Source organism: Aeromonas sp. A600620 (assembly GCF_029479985.1).
In the GTDB taxonomy this organism is placed as follows: domain Bacteria; phylum Pseudomonadota; class Gammaproteobacteria; order Enterobacterales; family Aeromonadaceae; genus Aeromonas; species Aeromonas veronii_A.
Genome location: NZ_JAAKXB010000006.1, coordinates 231,691 through 254,235 on the forward strand (window position 1 = coordinate 231,691; position 22,545 = coordinate 254,235).

At 60.7% G+C, this 22,545-nt stretch carries 19 protein-coding genes and 2 tRNA genes; 11 read left to right on the forward strand and 10 right to left on the reverse strand.

Annotated features, from left to right (window positions below):
- The first annotated feature begins 290 nt into the window (after window positions 1–290).
- The gene (gene amt / locus G5533_RS10375; protein WP_266134591.1) at window positions 291–1,718 is read left to right on the forward strand and encodes an ammonium transporter; all 1,428 of its coding nucleotides are present in this window, start codon (window positions 291–293) and stop codon (window positions 1,716–1,718) included.
- 82 nt (window positions 1,719–1,800) lie between these two features.
- Here amt and G5533_RS10380 read toward each other — a convergent pair whose 3' ends face one another.
- From G5533_RS10380 to G5533_RS10420, 9 genes are all read right to left on the reverse strand, one after another.
- Window positions 1,801–2,268, reverse strand: coding sequence for a glycine zipper 2TM domain-containing protein (locus G5533_RS10380; protein ID WP_421205526.1), 468 nt, complete (start codon window positions 2,266–2,268; stop codon window positions 1,801–1,803).
- A 119-nt stretch (window positions 2,269–2,387) separates the two neighbouring features.
- Window positions 2,388–2,864: a GNAT family N-acetyltransferase gene (locus G5533_RS10385; RefSeq protein WP_139405189.1), complete on the reverse strand. Its 477-nt coding sequence runs from the start codon at window positions 2,862–2,864 to the stop codon at window positions 2,388–2,390.
- Window positions 2,865–2,976: 112 nt separating this feature from the next.
- Entirely contained in the window at window positions 2,977–3,381 is a 405-nt protein-coding gene (locus G5533_RS10390; protein WP_179902684.1) for a nitrous oxide-stimulated promoter family protein, read from the reverse strand.
- Between the two features lie 86 nt (window positions 3,382–3,467).
- Window positions 3,468–5,270, reverse strand: coding sequence for an aminopeptidase P family protein (locus tag G5533_RS10395; protein WP_441254760.1), 1,803 nt, complete (start codon window positions 5,268–5,270; stop codon window positions 3,468–3,470).
- A 33-nt stretch (window positions 5,271–5,303) separates the two neighbouring features.
- Window positions 5,304–5,969, reverse strand: coding sequence for a GntR family transcriptional regulator (locus G5533_RS10400; protein WP_033113736.1), 666 nt, complete (start codon window positions 5,967–5,969; stop codon window positions 5,304–5,306).
- 191 nt (window positions 5,970–6,160) lie between these two features.
- Window positions 6,161–7,786 (reverse strand): phosphoenolpyruvate carboxykinase (ATP), encoded by a 1,626-nt coding sequence (pckA, locus tag G5533_RS10405; RefSeq protein WP_041209673.1) that lies wholly within the window; start codon window positions 7,784–7,786, stop codon window positions 6,161–6,163.
- Between the two features lie 149 nt (window positions 7,787–7,935).
- Complete coding sequence (gene hslO / locus G5533_RS10410; protein ID WP_033113738.1) at window positions 7,936–8,820, reverse strand: Hsp33 family molecular chaperone HslO; 885 nt, start codon at window positions 8,818–8,820, stop codon at window positions 7,936–7,938.
- A gap of 78 nt (window positions 8,821–8,898) precedes the next feature.
- The gene (hslR, locus tag G5533_RS10415; RefSeq protein WP_429112424.1) at window positions 8,899–9,297 is read right to left on the reverse strand and encodes a ribosome-associated heat shock protein Hsp15; all 399 of its coding nucleotides are present in this window, start codon (window positions 9,295–9,297) and stop codon (window positions 8,899–8,901) included.
- A 256-nt stretch (window positions 9,298–9,553) separates the two neighbouring features.
- Window positions 9,554–9,934: a hypothetical protein gene (locus G5533_RS10420; protein ID WP_005340143.1), complete on the reverse strand. Its 381-nt coding sequence runs from the start codon at window positions 9,932–9,934 to the stop codon at window positions 9,554–9,556.
- A 185-nt stretch (window positions 9,935–10,119) separates the two neighbouring features.
- Between G5533_RS10420 and G5533_RS10425 the strand changes: the two genes are divergently transcribed.
- Complete coding sequence (locus G5533_RS10425; RefSeq protein WP_441254761.1) at window positions 10,120–11,508, forward strand: bifunctional NUDIX hydrolase/phosphatase PAP2 family protein; 1,389 nt, start codon at window positions 10,120–10,122, stop codon at window positions 11,506–11,508.
- Window positions 11,505–12,596, forward strand: a complete 1,092-nt coding sequence (gene ydiK / locus G5533_RS10430; RefSeq protein WP_421212256.1) for an AI-2E family transporter YdiK — start codon at window positions 11,505–11,507, stop codon at window positions 12,594–12,596. Before G5533_RS10425 ends, ydiK begins: the two co-directional genes overlap by 4 nt.
- A 104-nt stretch (window positions 12,597–12,700) precedes the next feature.
- Here the strand turns inward: ydiK and mutS are convergent, their stop codons facing one another.
- The gene (gene mutS / locus G5533_RS10435) at window positions 12,701–15,283 is read right to left on the reverse strand and encodes a DNA mismatch repair protein MutS (RefSeq protein ID WP_441254762.1); all 2,583 of its coding nucleotides are present in this window, start codon (window positions 15,281–15,283) and stop codon (window positions 12,701–12,703) included.
- Between the two features lie 217 nt (window positions 15,284–15,500).
- Here mutS and pncC point away from each other — a divergent pair, with 217 nt between their 5' ends.
- The 8 genes from pncC to G5533_RS10475 all read left to right on the forward strand — a co-directional run bounded on the left by pncC (window position 15,501) and on the right by G5533_RS10475 (window position 22,545).
- A complete protein-coding gene (pncC, locus tag G5533_RS10440; RefSeq protein ID WP_033115928.1) occupies window positions 15,501–15,992 on the forward strand; it encodes a nicotinamide-nucleotide amidase in 492 nt (163 codons plus the stop codon).
- 80 nt (window positions 15,993–16,072) lie between these two features.
- Entirely contained in the window at window positions 16,073–17,137 is a 1,065-nt protein-coding gene (gene recA / locus G5533_RS10445) for a recombinase RecA (protein ID WP_104016529.1), read from the forward strand.
- Between the two features lie 44 nt (window positions 17,138–17,181).
- Window positions 17,182–17,691, forward strand: coding sequence for a regulatory protein RecX (locus G5533_RS10450; RefSeq protein ID WP_215802118.1), 510 nt, complete (start codon window positions 17,182–17,184; stop codon window positions 17,689–17,691).
- Window positions 17,692–17,986: 295 nt separating this feature from the next.
- Window positions 17,987–20,611, forward strand: coding sequence for an alanine--tRNA ligase (alaS, locus tag G5533_RS10455; protein ID WP_421255097.1), 2,625 nt, complete (start codon window positions 17,987–17,989; stop codon window positions 20,609–20,611).
- Window positions 20,612–20,627: 16 nt separating this feature from the next.
- Window positions 20,628–21,866, forward strand: coding sequence for an aspartate kinase (locus G5533_RS10460; protein WP_337073158.1), 1,239 nt, complete (start codon window positions 20,628–20,630; stop codon window positions 21,864–21,866).
- Between the two features lie 103 nt (window positions 21,867–21,969).
- Entirely contained in the window at window positions 21,970–22,158 is a 189-nt protein-coding gene (csrA, locus tag G5533_RS10465; RefSeq protein ID WP_005336053.1) for a carbon storage regulator CsrA, read from the forward strand.
- A gap of 214 nt (window positions 22,159–22,372) precedes the next feature.
- Window positions 22,373–22,465: transfer RNA gene (locus G5533_RS10470), tRNA-Ser, on the forward strand.
- A 3-nt stretch (window positions 22,466–22,468) separates the two neighbouring features.
- Window positions 22,469–22,545 (forward strand) — tRNA-Arg (locus G5533_RS10475).

The following is a 22,545-nucleotide window of genomic DNA, read 5'->3' on the forward strand; positions in this document are numbered from 1 at the left end:
GGTTAGCGCAGAGCGTGCGCCATTTTGGTGCGTTAACGATGGCTGAGATAGTTAATTTAATGATTTTTAAGGATTTAAAATTATGGCCCACTTTATGCTTTTTACATGTCAGACGGTCTCTTGCGCTCATCGGCGGCAGACGCAGTGATGAGGAAGTGGCAAGAGGCATCCCCGTGCCGGGCGCGGGTGTGATTCTGGCGGGTTGCAGCAACACCTTGCGGTTCGCCACAGATTCAATCAGGGAAACGGAGCCGGTCTTGTACCGGTACGACAGGGAAGGAGAGTGCTCTATGGTCAAAAAATGGATGATGGCGGGTCTGACGATGTTGCCTGCCTTGCTGGTTACCCCAAGTTGGGCCGAAGAGGTCGCTCAGGTACAGGCGGCGGTGGCACCGGTTGCCGCCATGACAATCAACAAGGGTGACAACACCTGGATGCTGCTCTCGGCGGCCCTGGTGATCCTGATGTCGATCCCCGGTCTGGCCCTCTTCTACGGTGGTCTGGTGCGGGCCAAGAATATGCTGAGCGTGCTGATGCAGGTCTTTACCCTGTTCTGCCTTATCTGCGTGCTCTGGGTAATTTACGGTTATTCACTGGCCTTTACCGAGGGGGGCAATTTCTACGGCTCCTTCAGCAAGGTGCTGCTCAAGGGGGTGACCCCTGACTCCATCGCCGCCACCTTCAGCAAGGGTGTCGGGATCAGCGAGCTGATCTATGTGGTGTTCCAGGGGGCCTTTGCCGCCATCACCTGCGGCCTTATCGTGGGGGCGTTTGCCGAGCGCATCAAGTTTGCCGCCGTGCTGCTCTTCTCGGTGATCTGGTTCACCTTCGCCTATATCCCGCTGGCTCATATGGTGTGGTATTGGGCGGGTCCGGATGCCTATACCAGCGCCGAAGCCGCAGCAACCGCGACCGCAACTGCCGGGTATCTGTTCCAGCATGGTGCGCTGGACTTTGCTGGCGGCACCGTGGTGCACATCAACGCCGCCGTGGCGGGTCTGGTGGGGGCCTATCTGGTGGGCAAGCGTCTGGGCTACGGTCGTGATCCCATGACCCCCCACAGCCTGACCATGACCATGATCGGCGCCTCCCTGCTCTGGTTCGGCTGGTTCGGTTTCAACGCGGGCTCCGCGCTGGAAGCCAACGGGGTGGCTGCGCTCGCCTTTATCAACACCTGGGTGGCACCGGCTGCGGCAGCTCTGTCATGGACGTTGGCCGAGTGGGTGATGAAGGGGCGTCCCTCCCTGCTGGGTGCGGCGTCCGGAGCGGTGTCCGGTCTGGTGATGATCACCCCGGCGGCCGGGTTTGTCGGTGTCGGTGGCGCGCTGGTGATGGGTCTTGTCAGTGGTGTGGCCGGTCTGTGGGGCGTCCACGGTCTCAAGCGTCTGCTGGGGGCCGATGACAGCCTGGATGTCTTCGGTCTGCACGGGGTGTGCGGCATTCTCGGCGCCCTGCTGACCGGCGTCTTTGCCAGCCCGGATCTGGGCGGCACCGGGGTGTGGGACTATGTCACCAATCAGGTTGCCGATGGCTACTCCATTCTGACTCAGGTGAAGATCCAGGCCATCGGGGTCGGTGTCACCCTGTTCTGGTCCGGTGCCGTGGCGGCGATTGCCTTCAAGGCGGTCGACATGCTGGTGGGTCTGCGGGTGAACGGCGATGCCGAGCGGGAAGGGCTGGATGTCACCTCCCACGGCGAGAAGGCTTACAGCATGTAATCCCGAATGCCAGACAACAAAAAACCGCCGGAACCGGCGGTTTTTTTATGACTCTAAAGCTGCAAAGCCTGAGTTCACACGCTTAGTTCACGACGGCCACGTTGATGCTGCCATTGCCCTGGGTCATGCGCACGCGAGCACCCGGGGTGAAGGTGGGGCTGGCTTTCTGCACGACCACGATGGCTTCGCCGTTCTCTTTCTTGATCTCCAGCTCGACGCCGTCGACCTGGTTGAGTTTGTCGCCAGCGGCCTTGCCTGCTGCCGCGCCTGCAATGGCACCACCTGCTGTGGCGATATCACGGCCGGTGCCGCCGCCTATGGTGCTGCCCAGCAGGCCGCCGACCACGGCGCCGCCAATAGTGCCGAGCAGGGAGTTTTCATCAGCCTGGATCTTCACCGGGCGGGTGGAGATGATGGTGCCATAGCTTACGGTTTGTACCTGTTTGGCACGGTCTTTGGTGTAGACATCGCCAGAGTAGACATCGCTGTTGGCGCAACCGGTGACGGTAGTGGCGGCCAGCAGGGCAATAAGGGTCATACGTTTCAACATGATGGGCCTCCAAGGCTGAATAGAATTCAAACAATCAGTTTGATGAATTGAACTTTACTCCAAGCAAGCGGGACATGAAATCGGCAAAATGTAACCAATTATGCGTTCTGTAACCGGTTTTATCCTTGAATCGCAGCTGTACCGGAGAGGGTTTTAACCAGCACAAGCCGATCCTCGCCGGGGCCGAAGTAGTCGGCGACCTCTTCAACCAGTTGATAGCCAAGACGGTAGTAGAGGCGCTGGGCCGGATTGGCCGGATCGACCGTGAGCCGCAGTTCGCTTATCTGCAGCGCCTGCTGGTTGGCCTCCATCTGGCGCATCATCCGCTCCGCGAGGCCGAAACCGCGCGCCTCGGGCAGCACCGCCAGCGAGAGCACCCAGCCTTGCGACCGCTCCTGACCAAAGCCACCCAGCACATAACCCACCAGTTGCCCCTCGTATTCGGCCACCAGCAACAACTCGGGCCACAAATCCATCGCCTGACGGAAGAAGAAGGCGGGATAGACATCTTCGCCAAACACCTTGGCATCGATCTGCCAGATGGCGTGCATGTCATTGTGGGTGGCGGTGCGTAGCAGGGGCGGGTTGTGGTGCATCAGGACTCCATCGGCAGAAAACGGATCGGCAATGCCGCTGACCTTGGGGCCAACGGCAGAAAAGGAGTCATAGGGTAGTGGTCATCCCCTGCCGGATGCAAGGGATTGGCGGTTATGGCGGCAGCGGTCTGCTGTGGGGCAGTTTGGGAGCCTTGCGAAAGCCGTCGAGCAGGTGGCGAAGGGTGAGCCAGGGGTGGCGCAGCAACATGCGCGGGCCGCTCCACTTCATCACCTGCTGGATCTGTTTGCGCATCGCCGGGGCGTAGCAGTGGATATTGCAGTTGGCGCAGGTGGGTTTGTGGCCGTGGCCATAACGGCAGCGACGAAGGCGCTGATGGGCGAAATCCCGCAACTGGCGACAGTGACGGCAGTGGGGATCCTGATGATGGTGCTGGCAGTAGAGGCGGATCATGGCGCTGACCGTCTGCTGCTCGCGCATGAGTCTGGGGTGGTCACTCGCCTTTTTGCTGGCTGCGGCGTGTGAGCCCCGGGCTGGGCTGGCATGATGACTTTTCATGGCCGCCATTCTCCTGACCTGCTCGCTTGGGGTGTTGATACAGGTCAAATGGGGGATAAAAAACAGGGCCCGCAGGCCCTGTGTCATCAGATGAGGCTGGTTGCCTGCTCCAGCCAGGCGAGATCCTCGCCCTCGAGCAGCGGGCTCAGACGACGGAACACCTCGGCGTGGTATTCATTGATCCAGCGGAATTCGGCCGGGCTCAGCAGGCTGCGATCGATCAGGCGGGTATCGAACGGCACGTATGTCAGGCGCTCGAAGCCGAGCATCGGCAGCTCGCCAACCTGTTCCAGCTCGGTCACGACTACCAGGTTCTCGCAGCGGATACCGAAGCCATCTTCGCGGTAGTAGCCCGGCTCATTGGAGAGCACCATGCCCGGTTGCAGGGCGACCATGCTCCCTTTCGGGGCGATGCGCTGGGGCCCTTCGTGGACACTCAGGAAGTGGCCGACGCCGTGGCCGGTGCCGTGGTCGTAGTTGTAACCGGCTTGCCACAGCGGCATGCGGGCCAGCACGTCGAGCTGGATCCCGGCAGTGCCGCGCGGGAAGCGGGCCTGATCCAGCGCGATATGGCCCTGCAATACGCGGGTAAACATCGCTTTCTGCTCGTCGCTCACCTCACCCACCTTGATGGTGCGGGTGATGTCGGTGGTGCCATCCATGTATTGGCCACCGGAGTCCAGCAGATAGAGGCAGTCCTGACCAAACGCACGCGGGGTGCCGTTGGTGTGGTGGTAGTGGCACATGGCGGCGTTGGGGCCGAGCGCAGAAATAGTATCGAAGCTCGGCTCGACGTAGTGCTCCTGCTCGCGGCGGAACGCTTCCACCTGATCGGCCAGAGTGCCTTCATCCACCCCTTCAAACTCGCCGGAGGCGATCAGCCGATCCAGCCAGGCGAGGAAGCGGGTCATGGCCACGCCGTCGCGCAGGTGAGCAGCGCGCATGCCGGTCAGCTCGATCTCGTTCTTGCATGCCTTCGGCAGCATGGTCGGGTCTTGGCCAGCCACCAGAATGGCGCCCGCCTCTTCCATGATGAGCTGGGTCCAGGCGTTGGCGCTGTCCGGATCGGCCAGCACCTTCTGTTGATCTTCACCGATGCGCTGCAGCACGTCACCCAGCTTGTCGATGGGGTAGACGGAGACGTCCTGCCCCACGTGCTGGCTGAAGGCGAAGCAGTCGATCTTGTCGGTATCGACGAAGAAATCCATGGTGGTATTGGCGTAGAGCACGGCAAAACCGAGCACCACCGGCAGCCGCTCGATATCGCGGCCACGCAGGTTGAGCAGCCAGTTGATGGGCTCGGCCTGGGTCAGCAGCACGGCATCGAGGCCGCGCTTGCGCAGATCGGCGGCCAGCTGTTCGCGCTTGGCCTGGCTTGACTGGCCCGCCAGCTCTTCGCTGTAGAGGATAACCGGCGTCTTGGTCGGTTCGGGACGATCGCTCCAGTTCAGGTCGATGGGGTTCTGCTCGACCCGCACCAGCTCGATGCCGCGCTCGGCCAGCACGGCCTTGGCGTTCTTGTACCAGGTCAGGCTGTGCAGACGGGCGTCGAAACCGACCCGGGTGCCGGAGGGCAGCAGCTCGGCCAGCCACTGGACATGGGGATCTTCAACCAGGTGGAGAAATTCGAACAGCTCGGATGGCGCCTGCATGCGGGCCTGCACCGTGTAGCGACCATCGACGAAGAGGGCGGCACGCTGGGCCATGATGATGGCGACGCCGGCGGAGCCATTGAACCCGGTGATCCAGTCCAGCCGCTCGGCGTAGGCGGGGATGTACTCGCCGAGGTGCTCATCATCATGGGGGACGATAAAGGCGTCCAACTCCTGCATGGCCAGCTCGGCCCTGACTTGGGCGACGCGGGTTTCAATTATCTCGAAATTATTCATGTCGTTAGTGCCAGATGGTTGCTTTATGAGTGTTCATTTCTTGTGGCCGCCAGCCAGGATCCGCTTGATCGACTGGCCTGCTGCCTCGATATGCTGCCTGAGCAGCACCACTGCCTCGTGCTTGCGCCGGGCGCGGCACAGCTCCAGCAGTTGGGCGTGTTCACGCTCAGCCTTGTCCACGCCATCGGTGGCAAAGAGCAGCTCGAAGCGGACATAGCGGTCACAGCTCAGATTGATCTGGGCGATCAGTTCAAGTGCCTGGGGGCGACCGGCTGCCTGATAGAGGGTGGCGTGAAAGCTGTGGTTCAACTCGGCCCAGTGTTCGATCTGGGTGCCTGACTCCAGGGCGTGATCAAACTGGGCGAGGATGGCCTCCGCCTCGGCGAAGGTGGCTTCCGTCATCTTGTCGACGGCGTGGAACAGGGTATCGGCTTCCAGCAGCGCTCGCAAATAAAAGAGCTCGTCGATGGCTGCGGCGTCCAGCATGGTGACGACGGCGCCGCGATGGGCCTCGAATTTCACCAGCCCCTGTGCTTCCAGCTGCATCAGGGCTTCCCGCACCGGAATGCGGCTCACGGCCAGCTCCTTGGCGATGGCATCCTGACGCAGAGGGGCGCCGGCGGGGAACTCCCCACGGAGGATCCGGCCGCGGAGGTTTTCCATCACCATCTGGGTTCGGGTCTTGTAGGGTGGGGTCATGGTCGGGTCACGATTGGGCGTTACAAAATTGTATATTGTATAAAGTTTGGCTGAATCTACCCCGTCACACCCGGCATGGCAAGGTTTAGGGGCTCGCCGCGGCATGGCTGGCGGCGTTCGGAACTCCATAAAAACAAAAATGCCGGTCAGCGTGGCTGACCGGCATCATCTTGTTGATGCGAAGGGGTCTGTTACAGCTGCGGACCTGCCGCAACCAGACGTTTGCCTTCATCGTTGTCGGTGAAGCGCTCGAAGTTCTTGATGAAGCGCTGGGCCAGATCCTGCGCCTTGGCGTCCCACTCGGCCTTGTTGGCGTAAGTGTCGCGCGGGTCGAGGATCGCCGGGTTCACGTCGTGCAGTGCAGTCGGTACTTCCAGATTGAAGATCGGCAGCACCTTGGTCTCGGCCTTCTCGATGGAGCCATCCAGGATGGCGTCGATGATGGCGCGGGTATCCTTGATGGAGATGCGCTTGCCGGTACCGTTCCAGCCGGTGTTGACCAGATAGGCCTCTGCACCTGCCGCTTCCATCCGTTTCACCAGCTCCTGACCGTACTTGGTCGGGTGCAGGGAGAGGAAGGCTGCGCCGAAGCAGGAGGAGAAGGTCGGAGTCGGCTCGGTGATGCCGCGCTCGGTACCAGCCAGTTTGGCGGTGAAGCCAGAGAGGAAGTGGTACTTGGTCTGCTCCTTGGTCAGCTTGGAGACCGGGGGCAGCACGCCGAAGGCGTCGGCAGTCAGGAAGATCACCTTGGTGGCGTGACCTGCCTTGGAGACCGGCTTGACGATGTTCTCGATGTGATAGATCGGGTAGGAGACGCGGGTGTTCTCGGTACGGGAGCCATCATCGAAGTCGATGGTGCCATCGGCAGCAACGGTCACGTTCTCCAGCAGCGCATCGCGGCGGATGGCGTGGTAGATATCCGGCTCGGCCTCTTCGGAGAGCTTGATGGTCTTGGCGTAGCAGCCACCTTCGAAGTTGAACACGCCGTGGTCATCCCAGCCGTGCTCGTCATCGCCGATCAGCTGACGCTTCGGATCGGTGGAGAGGGTGGTCTTGCCGGTGCCGGAGAGGCCGAAGAAGATGGCCACGTCGCCGTCCTGACCCACGTTGGCGGAGCAGTGCATGGAGGCAATGCCGCGCAGGGGCAGGAAGTAGTTCATCATGGAGAACATGCCCTTCTTCATCTCGCCACCGTACCAGGTGCCACCGATGAGCTGCATCTTCTCGGTCATGTTGAAGGCAACGAAGTTCTCGGAGTTGAGACCCTGCTCCTTCCAGTTCGGGTTGGTGCACTTGGCACCGTTCATCACCACGAAGTCAGGTTTGAAGGTTTTCAGCTCTTCATCGCTCGGGCGGATGAACATGTTTTTCACGAAGTGTGCCTGCCAGGCCACCTCGGTGATGATTCGCACGGCCAGGCGGGTGTCCGGGTTGGCGCCGCAGAAGCCGTCGACCACAAACAGGCGCTTGCCGGAGAGCTGTTTGGTGACCAGTCCTTTCAGATGTGACCACACTTCGGGGGTAATCGCTTTGTTATCGTTTTTACCCTGGTCAGACCACCACACAGTATCCTGGGTAGTGGCATCTTTGACGATATATTTATCTTTCGGAGAGCGGCCGGTGAAGATACCGGTGTTGACGTTGACGGCGCCCAGTTCGGTGACGACGCCGCGCTCGAACCCTTCCAGGTCAGGGCGAGTCTCTTCCGCGAAAAGCTGCTCGTACGAGGGGTTGCGAACGATTTCCTGGCTGTTTTTGATGCCGTACTGGTCCAGTCCTAATTGTTGGGCCAGGGTGGGTTCTGCCACGATTGTCATTGTATTCTCCTGGGTTCAGAGGTTTGTAGGGTTCTATCTGACGTTCATCCTATCACTTAGGTGGTAGAGTTTAGCGATCGCCATCAAACTTTATAAAATAGGGTGTTTTTTTGTTATTAAAGTTAAAGGCGGGTTTTGCCCGCCTTTAATTAGTGTAACTTGTTTGCATCATTGCCGGGAGCCCTGCTGAACAGGGTTTCGACATCGATCCCATTAAATTGGTACTGGGCGCCGCAATAATCACAGTGCATGTCGATCTTGCCGAGCTCCTGCACCATATCCATCACCTCTTCCTTTTCTATCTGCAGCAGGGCCCCTTCGCAGCGCTCGCGGGAGCAGGTGCAGCGGAACTCGACCGCCTGCGGATCGAACACCCGCACCTTGTCCTGATGGTAGAGACGGTAGAGGATCTCTTCCGCTTCCAGACCGAACAGCTCTTCATCCTTGATGGTGCTGGTGAGCTGGGTCAGGTGCTCGAAGTCGTTGCTGTGATCCTCGCTCTGGGCGGGCAGCTCCTGCAGCATGATGCCGGCAGCGCGCGGTTCGCCCTCGTGGTAACCGGTGCGGATCCACAGTTTGGTCGCCAGCTGCTCGGACTGGGCAAAGTAGTGCTCCAGACAGCCAGCCAGAGTGTCGGCGTCCAGCGCGATGATGCCCTGATAGCGCTCGCCCTGATCCGGCGTGATGGTGATGACCAGCTGGCCGTTGCCGATCAGGCTCTGCAGCTTGTTGTCGCTCGGCAGCTCGCCTTCAAAGCGGGCCACGCCGCGCAGTTGCTGGTTGTGGTCGCCGTTGATGACGGCCAGACGCACCGGGCCATCGCCCTGCAGCTGAACGGTGATGGAACCTTCAAACTTGAGGGTGGCGGTCAGCAGGCTGGTGGCGACCAGCAGCTCGCCCAGCAGTTTTTGCACCTGCACCGGGTAGTTCTGGGCTTCCACCACGTGGCGGTAGGTGTGATCCAGCTGGACCAGCTCGCCACGTACTTCGTACTCTTCAAACAGATAGCGATACAGCAGATCTTGGTTGCTCATCATATGTTCCTGGGTTCTTCGGTGAGGTAAATCGGGCGGGCTGGGGTTGCGGCCAGCCCGGTATCAAATCGGGGTCGGTCAGTACTGTTTGACCTTGAGCAACTGGCGCCGCTCCTGCTTGTCGGGGCGACGCTCCGGGCTCGGCGCAAACTGGCTGTTGAAGCGGCGCGCCTCGCTGTTTTCGGCCCGCTTTTTCAGGCTTTCGGCGGTCTCTTCATAGAGCTGCTGGGCGAGTGGTGCCGATTTGCGCTGATCGCTGATGGCCAGCACCCGCACTTCCCGCTCATCCTGCCCCTGCCAGAAGCGGATCAGCGCACCCACTTCCACCTGTTTGCCCGGTTTGCTGCGCTGACCATTGTAGTGCACCTTGCCGCCGTCAATCTGATCCCGCGCCAGCGAGCGGGTCTTGTAGAAACGGGCAGCCCACAACCACTTGTCGAGACGAACCTCGAGGGCACTTTCTGCATGATTGGGCATGAACAGGCTCCATAACGGGGAAAAGAGGTGGTCGATTATACCAGAGCACGGGGTCGGGATAGAAACCGGGCAGCCGCTGCGCGGGGCGCAAACCATGTCAAGGTGATGCAACATATGGGCAGTTTGCTGATTCACAAGGGAAAGCCGCTGCTTTATCGGGTATTCATGGGGGCTGGGAAGGGCCTTCATACCGCGCATATAACACTGCCGCCCCGGTTGGGGGCGGCAGTGTTCACATCCATCGACCATGTCAGAGTCAGAAGTGATCGTGCTGATCCGGCTTCTTCTGGTCGTGCGGCCCTTCGCTGTGGGCGATGGCGGTGCGGATCAGATCAACCCCGGCGCGGATAATCAGCACCCCCATGTTGACCAGCTTGACGCAGACCCACATGAAGGTGATGAGCAGGATCAGCTTGAGCACGGTCTGGAAGGCTTCCAGGAAGTTCTGCTCCAGCTGGGCGGTCAGGCCGTTGGCGCTGGTCATCAGCCAGGTGTAGACCTCGCGCACGAACGGGATGCGGCTTGGCATCTCCAGCACATCCAGTGCGGCAGGGAGCGCCTGGAAGATGACGATGCTGCCGAACAGGATCAAAATGACACCGATGGCGATGCCGAGGAAAAAGCCGAACTGTCTCATGGAGGGCTCCAGCGTTTGCTGCATGAAATTGAAGATAGCCGCCAATAGTAGGGAGTGCCCTGCTTCATCGCAATCTTCCGTGCACCTCCATTGCGGCGGGAACGACGGCGATCCGGCCGCCACCATTGCCCAACTATCTGATTTCTGGGAGGCTTGTCGCCATTGTGCATAGGGAAAGCAAATTGATGTCGAGAACCCTCTTTTTACTCTTGTTGGCGTGGTTTGCCGCTCTGCCAGCCCTGAGCGCCGAACCGGCGGCTCCCTCGGCGGCGGCCTGCGCCATCCGCCATCAGGATCAACTGCTGCTGGTGCAGGATCGCATCTCCTCCCGCTATAGCCTGAGCGGTGGCTATATCGATGGCGGTGAGAGTCCGCAGCAGGCGGCACTGCGCGAACTCTTTGAGGAGACCGGCTTGCGGGGGGAGGTGGTGCAGGAGTTGGGTCGCTGGCAGCGAGCGGTTATCTTCGCTTGTCGCACGCTGGAACCCATCGTCGCCCAGCAAGATTCCGATTTTGTCTCGCTGCTGAAAGCTCCCAATCTGGGTGGGGAGATCCTCAACGCCCGCTTGATCGCGGTGGACAAGCTCCCCCGCGAGCAGCGCCGTTTCCCGGATCAGCTCGACTTGCTGCAATCCCAGCTTGCTCAGGTGCCCGAGAGCGAGGTGCGCTGGCAGGCCGATTTTGTGGCGCAGGGCAATGCGCTGCATCAGGCCGAGATCCCGCTGATGATGCGTCTGCAACAGTGGCTGGGGCCCGATATCTGGTGGCTGTCGGTCAGCAATCTGTTTGGTTCAGGCGGCTTTCAGCTTGCCCTGATACCTTTGCTGCTCCCGCTGCTGGGGTGGCCGCGGCTGCGCCAGTTGCTTTTCGCCATGCTCTGGCTCGGGCTGCTGGTGCAGGCAAGCAAGGAGGGGATCGGCTGGCCGCGCCCCTTCCATCTGCAACCTGAACTGGCAACCCAGAGTGCCCAAGGCTTTGGCATGCCGAGCGGCCATACCGCCTCGGCCTTGCTGTTCTGGGGGGCGCTGCTTGGCTGGCTCTGGCCTGCCCGGCGCGGGCTGGCCTATTCGCTGGCGCTGCTGCTGGCGCTGACCACAGGTCTGGCGCGGGTCTGGCTCGGGGTGCACTTTATCTCTGACGTAGCGGCGGGGCTGCTGATGGGTGCCATACTGCTGGCTGCTTGTCCCTGCTGGCGTACCGATGGGGGTGGGGCAGGCTGGTTGCTGCTGATTGCCGCGGCGCTGGCGCTCGGGGGAATGACCCAATCGGCCCATCTGACCGGTATCGGGCTGGTAGCGCTGGGCCTCTGGCTCGGGGGAAAGGCTGCCCTCGTTCGTGCTGGTTATCCCCCGCTGCTTACAGGGGGCGTCGTGCTGGCGGGCGGCTTGCTGAACGGTGCCGGCCTGTGGCTGTTGCCGCTGCTAACCAGTAGCTCGTTGATCATACTGCTCGGACAGTTTGTGCTCTTTTTCGGGCTGGGGCTCTGGTTGAGCGTCGGCCTCTGGTGGATACTCTCTCTCTTGAAACAAGACTCACGACCCAGGGGCGGACGCCCTGCAAGGGGAACTCTATGAATATGAAAAAAGTGGATTTGGCCAAGATAACCTTGGGGGTGCTGTTTCTCAGCCTCCTGATCATCTCCTGCTTTATGGTGCTGCGCCCCTTCCTGCCCGCACTGGTGTGGGCCACCATGATCACCATCGCTACCTGGCCACTGATGTTGATGGTGCAGCGGTTGCTGTGGGGCAAGCGTGCGCTGGCCGCTCTCTTTATGAGCCTGGTGCTATTGCTGATGTTTGTCATTCCGCTCTTTATGACACTGGCCAATGTGGCGGAGAAAGCCCCCATGCTGATCGAACTGGGGACCAATATCAGCCAGTCACCGCCGCCCGAGCTGCTCTGGTTGCAGCAGATCCCGCTGGTGGGCGGCAAGCTCTATGACTTCTGGCAGCAAATTCTGGCGAGCGGTGGTCAGGTGCTGTTTGCCAAGCTGGCGCCCTACTTCGGTCAGACGGCGCGCTGGCTGGCTGCTCAGGCGGGTAATCTGGGCATGCTGCTGGTCCACTTCCTGCTGACGGTCGGTATCTGTGGTCTGCTCTATCACTCCGGTGAAGTGGTGGCGACCGGCATTCGCCGCTTTGCCCACCGGCTGGCCGGGGATCGCGGTGACAATGCGACCGTGCTGGCTTCCCAGGCGATCCGTGCCGTGGCCATGGGGGTGGTGGTTACTGCGCTGGTGCAATCCTCGGTGGCCGGGGTGGGGCTGTGGATCGCTGGCATCCCCTACACCATGGTTCTGGTGGTGGTAATGTTCCTGCTCATCGTCGCCCAGATAGGTCCCTTTCCGGTGCTGATCTCCTGTGTCGGTTATCTCTACTGGAGCGGTGATACTACCTGGGGCACCTTCCTGCTGGTCTGGTCGCTGATCGCCGGCACCATGGACAACTTCCTGCGTCCCTTCCTGATCAAACGCGGTGCCAATCTGCCCCTCATTCTCATTCTGGTGGGGGTTATCGGCGGCCTGCTGGCGATGGGGATCATCGGTCTGTTTATCGGCCCCGTGGTGCTGGCGGTGGCTTATACCCTGCTGGATGCCTGGATCAAGGAGGGTGACCATCAGTCAGAGGCGACCCATATCGCTGCACCGCCCAGAGTAGATTGACGGTTCTATAACAAGCTGATGCAAAGAGCCGCCCGATGGGCGGCTCTTTTGTTGATGATAACAGCGTGAGGCCGGTTGTTTCATACCTGAGCCGAAGCGGTTGTTCACAACATCTGTTTGAGGCGATAGAGCAGATCTAGCGCCTGACGGGGGGTGAGCTCGTCCGGGCGCACTGCTTCCAGCTCATCGACTACCGGATGGCTCTGGGGCGCCATGGTCACCGGAGCCGGGCGGGTTTCACCGGCGGCGACCGGAGTGGCGCTCTCCAGCTCGTGTAGTTTGTGACGTGCCTGCTGGATCACCGATTTCGGCACCCCGGCCAACGCCGCCACTTGCAGGCCGTAGGAGCGGCTGGCCGCGCCTTCCTGCACCGCGTGCATAAAGGCGATGGTGTCGCCGTGCTCCACCGCATCCAGATGGACGTTGGCCAGCCCGCTCATCAGCTCGGGCAAGCGGGTCAGCTCGAAGTAGTGGGTGGCAAACAGGGTGTAGGCGCCAATCTTGCTCGCCAGCTGTTCGGCACATGCCCACGCCAGCGAGAGGCCGTCGTAGGTGCTGGTGCCGCGGCCAATTTCGTCCATCAGCACCAGACTGCGGGCGGTGGCGTTGTTGAGGATATTGGCGGTCTCGGTCATCTCTACCATAAAGGTGGAGCGGCCGGAGGCGAGATCGTCTGACGCCCCGATGCGGGTAAAGATGCGGTCGATGGGGCCGATGCGGGCGCTGTCGGCGGGCACGAAGGCGCCGATATGGGCCAGCAGCACGATCAGCGCGGTCTGGCGCATGTAGGTCGATTTACCGCCCATGTTGGGACCCGTGATGATCAGCATCCGCCGCTCCCGTTCCAGCCGGATGGGGTTGGCGATAAAGGGATCTGTCATCACCTGCTCCACCACCGGATGGCGGCCCGCTTCGATCAGGATCTGATCCTCATCGATGAGGGTCGGGCAGCGATAGTCGAGGGTCTCGGCCCGCTCGGCCAGATTGGCCAGCACGTCCAGCTCCGCCAGTGCGGCTGCGGAATCCTGCAGATCGCCGAGGTGGGGCAGCAGGGCATCGAGCAGCTCTTCGTAGAGCCGTTTTTCCAGCGCCAGCGCCTGGGACTGGGCGGTGAGTACCTTGTCCTCGTACTTCTTCAGCTCATCGATGATGTAGCGTTCGTTGTTCTTGAGGGTCTGGCGGCGGATGTAGTGGGCCGGCACCAGATGGCTGTTGGCGCGGCTCACCTCGATATAGAAGCCGTGCACTTTGTTGTAACCCACCTTTAGAGTGTTGATACCGGTCAGCAGCTTCTCCCGCTCCTCGATGCGGGCGAGGCTGGCGGTGGCGCCGTTGGCCAGATCCCGCAGCTCGTCCAGCTCCTGATTGAAGCCGTCACGGATCACGCCACCATCGCGGATCAGCACCGGCGGCACCTCCATCACCGCACGCTCCAGCAGGTCGAGCAGCTCGGGGAAGGTGCTGGCCCGCTCGCGCAGCTGCTGCACCGCTTCGTGTTCGTTATCCGCCAGCAGGCGCTGCAATTCGGGCAACTGGGCGAAAGCCTGACGCAGGCGGGTGAGGTCGCGCGGGCGCGCCGAGCGCAGGGCGAGACGGGCCAGTACCCGCTCCACATCACCCACCTGACGCAGCAGGTTGCCCAACTCGTCGTAGAGGTTTTGCTCGATGAGCTCCTTGATGGTGCTCTGGCGACCTTTCAGGATCACCCGATCGCGGATCGGCTGGTGGATCCAGCGCTTGAGCAGGCGGCTGCCCATAGGGGTGGCGGTACGATCCAGCACCTCGGCCAGGGTATTTTCATAGCCACCGGCCAGATTCTGGGTCAGCTCCAGATTGCGGCGGGTGGCGGCATCCATGATGACCGCATGATCTGGCTGTTCAAGGCGTACGTTGCGGATGTGGGGCAGGGCGGTGCGCTGGGTGTCCTTGACGTACTGCATCAGGCAGCCAGCGGCGCACAGGGCGGTCTCGCTCTTGTCGACGCCAAATCCCACCAGATCCTGGGTGCCGAACTGCTGGCAGAGCAGCTTGCGGGCGGTGCCCAGCTCAAACTCCCACTCCGGGCGGCGACGCAGGCCGCGGCGACCCTCGATATGGTGCAGAAACTCGAAGGATTCTGGATAGAGCAGCTCGGCCGGATTGGTGCGCTGCAGCTCTGCCAGCAGGGTCTCTTCTTTCTCGAACTGATTGATGAAGAAGCGGCCGGAGCTGATATCCATGGTGCCGTAGCCGAAGCGGCGGCCATCGTGGTAGACGGCGGCGATCAGGTTGTCCTGTCGCTCGCTGAGCAAAGCCTCGTCGGAGACGGTGCCCGGGGTGATGATGCGAATGACCTTGCGCTCCACCGGCCCCTTGCTGGTGGCGGGATCCCCCACCTGTTCGCAGATGGCGGCGGATTCGCCGAGCTGCACCAACTTGGCCAGATACCCTTCGATAGCGTGATAGGGCACCCCCGCCATCGGGATGGGGCTGCCGGCCGACTGGCCGCGCTTGGTCAGGGAGATATCGAGCAATTGGGAGGCCTTGCGGGCATCGTCATAGAACAGCTCGTAGAAGTCGCCCATCCGGTAGAACAGCAGGATCTCCGGGTTCTCGGCCTTGAGGCCAAGGTACTGCTGCATCATGGGCGTGTGGGCGCTGAGATTGGCGCTTGGCGCGGCGCCAGTAGCTTGGTGTTGTGCGGTCATGTTCTATTCCAGAAGGGGCCTCTGCGGGCCCGGGTCTGCGGTGATGAGCCTTGAGCTTGATGGCGCCATTCTACACATAAGCGCCGCGCCGGGGGAGGTTGGCTCACACCACCATTTGGCTGATGCGAGTCATCAGCCTTGTGACAATCAGCTCAGTTGCGAGGGGCTGCGGCGGGATCGCATAATGTGCCCTTTCCACGAATCAGAAGGAGCTGTGATGAAACTGGACGCAGAGATAGAGCACCTCGCCATCGAGCTGGGGCGGGCCCTTGGTCAACGGGGCTGGCTGGCTGCGACCGCCGAATCCTGTACCGGCGGTGGAGTGGCTACGGCCATCACCGACATCGCGGGTAGCTCCGGCTGGTTCGATCGCGGCTTTGTCACCTACACCAACGAGGCCAAGCAGCAGATGCTGGGGGTGAGCCGCGAGAGCCTTGAGCGGCACGGCGCGGTGAGCGAGGCGGTGGTGCTGGAGATGGCCCGCGGCGCGCTGGCGCACTCGTCTGCCTCCATCAGCGTTGCCATCAGCGGCATCGCCGGCCCCGGCGGTGCGACCGAGGGCAAGCCGGTCGGCACCGTCTGGTTCGCCTGGGCCGACAGCAATGGCCGCCACCACTCTCTGCTGGCCCGCTTCGACGGGGATCGCCGGCAGGTGCGCCAGCAGGCGGTGAGACAGGCCTTGTCGGGTCTGTTGGCCCTGCTCAGATAAATTGGGCTTGATACTGTATGAATAGACAGTATACTTAGCCCAACTTCATTTTTTACTCACGATTTCCAGCGGAGATTGGCATGGATCAGAACAAACAGAAGGCACTGGCGGCTGCGCTGGGTCAGATTGAAAAGCAGTTCGGCAAAGGCTCCATCATGCGTCTGGGCGACAGCAAGACCATGGATATCGAAGCCATCTCCACCGGCTCCCTCTCTCTGGACGTGGCGCTGGGGATCGGTGGTCTGCCGTGCGGTCGTATCGTCGAGATCTACGGCCCGGAATCTTCCGGTAAAACCACCCTCACCCTGCAGGTGATCGCCGAAGCCCAGAAGAAGGGCAAGACCTGTGCCTTCGTCGATGCGGAGCACGCGCTGGATCCCATCTATGCCGCCAAGCTGGGCGTCAACGTCGACGACCTGCTCATCTCCCAGCCGGATACCGGTGAACAGGCGCTGGAGATCTGCGACATGCTGGTGCGCTCCAACGCCGTTGACGTCATCATCGTCGACTCCGTGGCGGCCCTGACTCCGAAAGCGGAAATCGAAGGCGAGATGGGTGACTCCCACGTTGGCCTGCAGGCTCGTCTGATGTCCCAGGCGCTGCGCAAGCTGACCGCCAACATCAAAAACGCCAACTGCCTGTGCATCTTCATTAACCAGATCCGGATGAAGATTGGCGTCATGTTCGGCAGCCCGGAGACCACTACCGGTGGTAACGCACTCAAGTTCTACGCCTCCGTGCGTCTGGATATCCGTCGTACCGGCGCCATCAAGGAAGGCGACGAAGTGGTCGGTAACGAGACCCGCGTCAAGGTAGTGAAGAACAAGGTGGCACCTCCCTTCAAGCAGGCCGAATTCCAGATCTTCTACGGTGCCGGCATCTCCAAAGAGGGCGAGCTGGTGGATCTCGGCGTCAAGCACAAGCTGATCGACAAGGCGGGCGCCTGGTACAGCTACAACGGCGAGAAGATTGGTCAGGGCAAGGCCAACGTGATGAAGCTGTTCGCCGAGAACAAGGCGCTGGCTGGCGAAGTGGAAGCCAAACTGCGCGAGCTGCTGCTCTCCGGTGCCGTACCTGTCGATGACAAGGCTGCACCGGTTGAGGCAGAAGAGTTCGATGCCGAAAGCGAACAAGAGTTCGAATAAGGAACAAAGGAAGGCCGGGTAGATACCCGGCCTTGTTATTTATGATGGTAGATGAATCCGTGACCGAACCGCTCGAGCCCGCCGAGCCGACCTTTGCCGAACAGCTGGCCGCTGCCCGCGGCTATGCCATGCGCAGTCTGGCCCGCCGCGAGAGTGCCGAGTCGGAGCTGGCCAGACGCTTGCGCCAGCAGGGCTATCAGGAAGAGGTGATCGAGGCGGTGGTCGACTACTGCCGCGGTTACAACTGGGTCAATGACGAGCGATATGGTGCCATGGCGGTGCGGGCCGGTGCCGCCAAGGGACATGGCCCGCTCAAGATCCGTTTCGACCTGCGTCGCAAGGGACTGAACGATGGCCAGATCGATGCCGCCTTTGAGCAGCCGGAGCTGGACTGGTTCGAGCTTGCCTTCGAACTGCTGGAGCGACGGGCAAAAATTGCCGATCTGGCCGATTTCAAGCTGCGGATGAAGTGGCTCAAATATCTGCTGGGGCGCGGCTTTACCCAGGATCAGGCCCGTTATGCCATCTCGGCCCTGCAGGAGCGGGAGGAGTAACGCCACTGCGTGGCAACAGTCGTTTCACCTCTCCTTGTGGCCGGTTTTTCCTGCCGGCTCAGTAGGTTGCGAGCGCAATTCCGAAAAAGCCGTCTTTTGTTCATCTCATTCCTCTTTATGCGCTGCTTTTTTGCCTCTCGACAGTGAAAAAAGCCACTGTGAGCAGTGCCGCTCTTTTCTGGCCCGTTTATGTGCGCTTTTTCGCCCGTGGCGGCCCTGTCCGTTTTACTTTACCCCGCAGAAAACTTACATTAATGCGGTTAAAAGTCCGTATTCGAATCAAGCAGGATTTTCCATGTATATGTCCACGTCAGAGATTCGCGCTGCGTTTCTCGAGTATTTCCGTTCCCAGGGGCACCAGGTTGTCTCCTCCAGCTCGCTGGTACCGCATAACGACCCGACCCTGTTGTTTACCAACGCGGGTATGAACCAGTTCAAGGACGTGTTCCTTGGCGCAGACAAGCGTGCCTACAATCGCGCGACGACTTCCCAGCGTTGCGTGCGTGCCGGTGGTAAGCACAACGATCTGGAAAACGTCGGCTATACCGCTCGTCACCACACCTTCTTCGAAATGCTGGGCAACTTCAGCTTCGGTGACTACTTCAAACAGGATGCCATCAAGTTTGCATGGGGCTTCCTGACCGAGGTGCTGCAACTGCCGAAAGATCGCCTGCTGGTGACCGTCTACGCGACTGATGATGAAGCTTTCGATATCTGGGAAAAAGAGGTCGGTGTCCCGGCCGATCGCATCGTGCGCATCGGTGACAACAAGGGTGCCCCTTACGCTTCCGACAACTTCTGGGCGATGGGTGACACCGGCCCGTGCGGTCCCTGCACCGAGATCTTCTATGACCACGGCGATCACATCTGGGGTGGCCGTCCCGGCTCACCGGAAGAGGATGGCGACCGTTTCATCGAGATCTGGAACGTGGTGTTCATGCAGTTCAACCGTCAGGCTGACGGCACCATGGAGCCGCTGCCGCGTCCGTCCGTGGATACCGGCATGGGTCTGGAGCGTATCTCCGCCATCATGCAGGGTGTGCACTCCAACTACGAAATCGACATCTTCCAGGCGCTGATCAAGAAAGCGGCCGAGATTGTCGGCACTACCGATCTGAGCAACCAGTCCCTGCGCGTCATCGCTGACCACATCCGCTCCTGCGCCTTCCTGGTGGCAGATGGCGTGATGCCGTCCAACGAAGGTCGTGGCTATGTGCTGCGCCGCATCATCCGCCGCGCCGTGCGTCACGGTCGCAAGCTGGGCGCTACCGATGTCTTCTTCTACAAACTGGCTGCCGAGCTGGCAGTGCAGATGAAGGATGTCGCTGCCGAGCTGATCGCCCAGCTGCCGCTGGTCGAGCGCGTGCTGCGCATCGAAGAGGAGCAGTTCGTCCGCACGCTGGATCGCGGTCTGCTGCTGCTGGAAGACGCTCTGGCCAACCTGGGCGATGCCAAGGTTATTCCGGGTGAAGTGGTGTTCAAGCTCTATGACACTTACGGCTTCCCGGCCGACCTGACTGCCGACGTGGTGCGCGAGCGCGAGATCGGCATCGACGAAGAGGGCTTCAAGGCCGAGATGGAGAAGCAGCGTGCTCGTGCCAAAGAGGCTTCCAGCTTCGGCGTGAACTACAACGAGATGCTCAAGCTCGACTTCGAGACCCCCTTCACCGGTTACAAGACCCTGACCGAGCGTACCCGCGTGGTCGGTATCTACAAGGGTGTGGAAGAGGTGAGCGGTCTTATCGCCGGTGACGAAGCGGTCATCGTGCTGGAGCAGACCCCCTTCTATGCCGAGTCCGGTGGTCAGGTCGGTGATAGCGGTATCCTGAAAGTGGACGACGGCATCTTTGCCGTGACTGATACCCTGAAAGCGGGCAAGGCGATCATCCACAAGGGTTACATGGAGCTGGGCACCCTGGAGAAGGGCGCCGAAGTGGAAGCCGTGGTTGACGCTGACCGTCGTCAGGCCATCGCCCTGAACCACTCCGTGACTCACCTGCTGCACGCTGCCCTGCGTCAGGCACTGGGCGAGCATGTCACCCAGAAAGGTTCTCTGGTTGGTGCCGAGCGCATGCGTTTCGACTTCTCCCACTTCGAGGGGCTGACCATGGCGACCATTCGCCGGGTCGAGGAGCTGGTCAACAACCAGATCCGCGCCAACCACGAAATCACCACCCAGCTGATGGATCTGGAAGCGGCCAAGTCCGCCGGTGCCATGGCGCTGTTTGGTGAAAAATATGAAGACGACGTGCGCGTGGTGCGCATGGGTGACTACTCCACCGAGCTGTGCGGCGGTACTCACGCCAAGCGCACCGGTGATATCGGCTTCTTCAAGATCATCGCCGAGAGCGGCATCGCTGCTGGCGTGCGCCGTATCGAAGCGGTGACCGGCAAAGCGGCCATCGACTTCATGCATCAGGTTGGCGAGCAGATTGAAGAGGCTGCCGCCCTGGTGAAAGGCGACCAGTTCTGCATCGCCGACAAGGTTCGCCAGATGCTGGACAAGGCCAAGATGATGGAGCGCGAGCTGGAGCAGCTCAAGGCCAAGCTGGCCGCTCAGGCCGGTAACGACCTGCTGGGTCAGGTGATCGAGATCAACGGTCAGAAGGTGCTGGTTGCAGCGCTGGAAGGGGCCGATCCGAAATCCCTGCGCGGCATGCTGGACGAACTGAAGAACCAGATGAAGTCCGGTGTTGTACTGCTGGCCACCTGTGCCGACGGCAAGGTTAACCTGATCGCCGGTGTCACCAACGACCTGACCGGCAAGGTCAAGGCCGGGGAACTGGTCAATCTGGTTGCCCAGCAGGTGGGTGGCAAGGGCGGTGGCCGTCCGGACATGGCACAGGCGGGTGGTACCCAGCCTGAGGCGGTGCCGGCAGCGCTGCAATCCGTTCACTCCTGGCTGGAAGAGCGCCTGTAATCGGGCGAGGTGATCTGTGGCACTCTATGTACAGAAGTACGGCGGCACCTCGGTCGGCACACTGGAGCGGATCGAGGCGGTAGCTGAGCGGGTCGAGCAGACCCGCGCCCAGGGACACGACGTGGTGGTGGTTGTCTCCGCCATGTCGGGCGAAACCAACCGGCTGCTGGGCATGGCCCAGCAGCTGGATCCTGATGCCAACCGGCGGGAGATGGATGTACTGGTCTCCACCGGTGAGCAGGTCACCATAGCGCTGCTGGCGATCGCGTTGAACAAACGCGGTTGTCCTGCGGTCTCAATGACCGGTGATCAGGTGCGGATTCATACCGATTCCGCCTATGGCAAGGCGCGCATCACCCACATCGACACCGGGCTGGTTCATGCCGAACTGGCTGCGGGCAAGGTGGTGGTGATCGCCGGTTTCCAGGGCCGTGACGAGCATAACGCCATCACGACGCTGGGCCGCGGCGGTTCGGATACCACGGCGGTTGCTGTAGCGGCGGCCATCAAGGCCGATGAGTGCCAGATCTTTACCGATGTGGATGGGGTATACACCACGGATCCGCGCATCGAGCCCAAGGCGCGTCGTCTTGACACCATCACCTTCGAGGAGATGCTGGAGATGGCCAGTCTCGGCGCCAAGGTGTTGCAGATCCGCTCGGTGGAGTTTGCGGGCAAGTACCGCGTCCCGCTGCGGGTGCTGTCGAGCTTTATCGATGGAGAGGGAACCTTAATCACATATGGAGGTGATAGGATGGAAGCTCCCCTGGTATCCGGGATCGCTTTTAACCGCAACGAGGCCAGCCTGACCATTCTGGGCGTGCCGGACAGACCAACCGTTGCCGCGCAGATCCTGAATCCGATCAGTGACGCCAACATTGATGTCGACATGATTGTGCAGAACACCCTGGGAGATGGCACCGCCGACTTCACCTTCACGGTGAATCGTGATGACTATCGCCGCGCCCGGGCACTGCTGGAGGAGACCGCCACCGAACTTGGCGCCTCCTGCGTGCAGGGAAATGGCGAAATTGCCAAGGTTTCCATTGTCGGTGTCGGCATGTGGAACCATCCCGGTGTTGCGCGCACCATGTTCAAGGTATTGGGCGAGGAGGGGATCAACATGCAGTTGATCTCGACCTCTGAAATCAAAATCTCTGTGGTAATTGACGAGAAGTATCTGGAGCTGGCGGTGCGGGCCCTGCACGCGGCTTTCGGGTTGGATCAGGCACCGCAAGAGCAGCCCTTGGGCTAACAATCTCTGATTGATTTAGTTTCAACCATTTACCATATCGGTATCTTTGTTAGATAATGTCGCATATCGATATAAAAACAAAACAGGATACAGGAGCAAGCGAATGCTTATTTTGACTCGTCGTGTTGGGGAAACCCTGATGATTGGTGATGAAGTGACTGTCACCGTACTGGGCGTTAAAGGCAACCAGGTCCGTATCGGTGTTAACGCACCGAAAGAGGTCTCCGTACACCGCGAAGAGATCTACCAGCGCATCCAGGCCGAGAAAGTTCCGGGCCAACCGGGCTTCTAAGCCACTTTCATGGCTGTGACAAGGCGACACCTCATGTGTCGCCTTTTGTTTTTTCTCGGCCCCTGAAATCGCCCTGCAGGGCGCGAATCTGCGGGATAAGTGTCGATATTGTTTGAATATTCCACGCTTTGACCAAATGCTGAGCGAACGCACTTTTTTCTCCAAAAAAGTGTTTGACTAAAAATCCCTGTGAAGTATTATCAGCCCCGCAAACGGAGAGGTGGCCGAGAGGCTGAAGGCGCTCCCCTGCTAAGGGAGTATGCGGCTTATACCCGCATCGGGGGTTCGAATCCCCCCTTCTCCGCCATTTGCGCCCGTAGCTCAGCTGGATAGAGTACCTGGCTACGAACCAGGTGGTCAGAGGTTCGAATCCTCTCGGGCGCACCA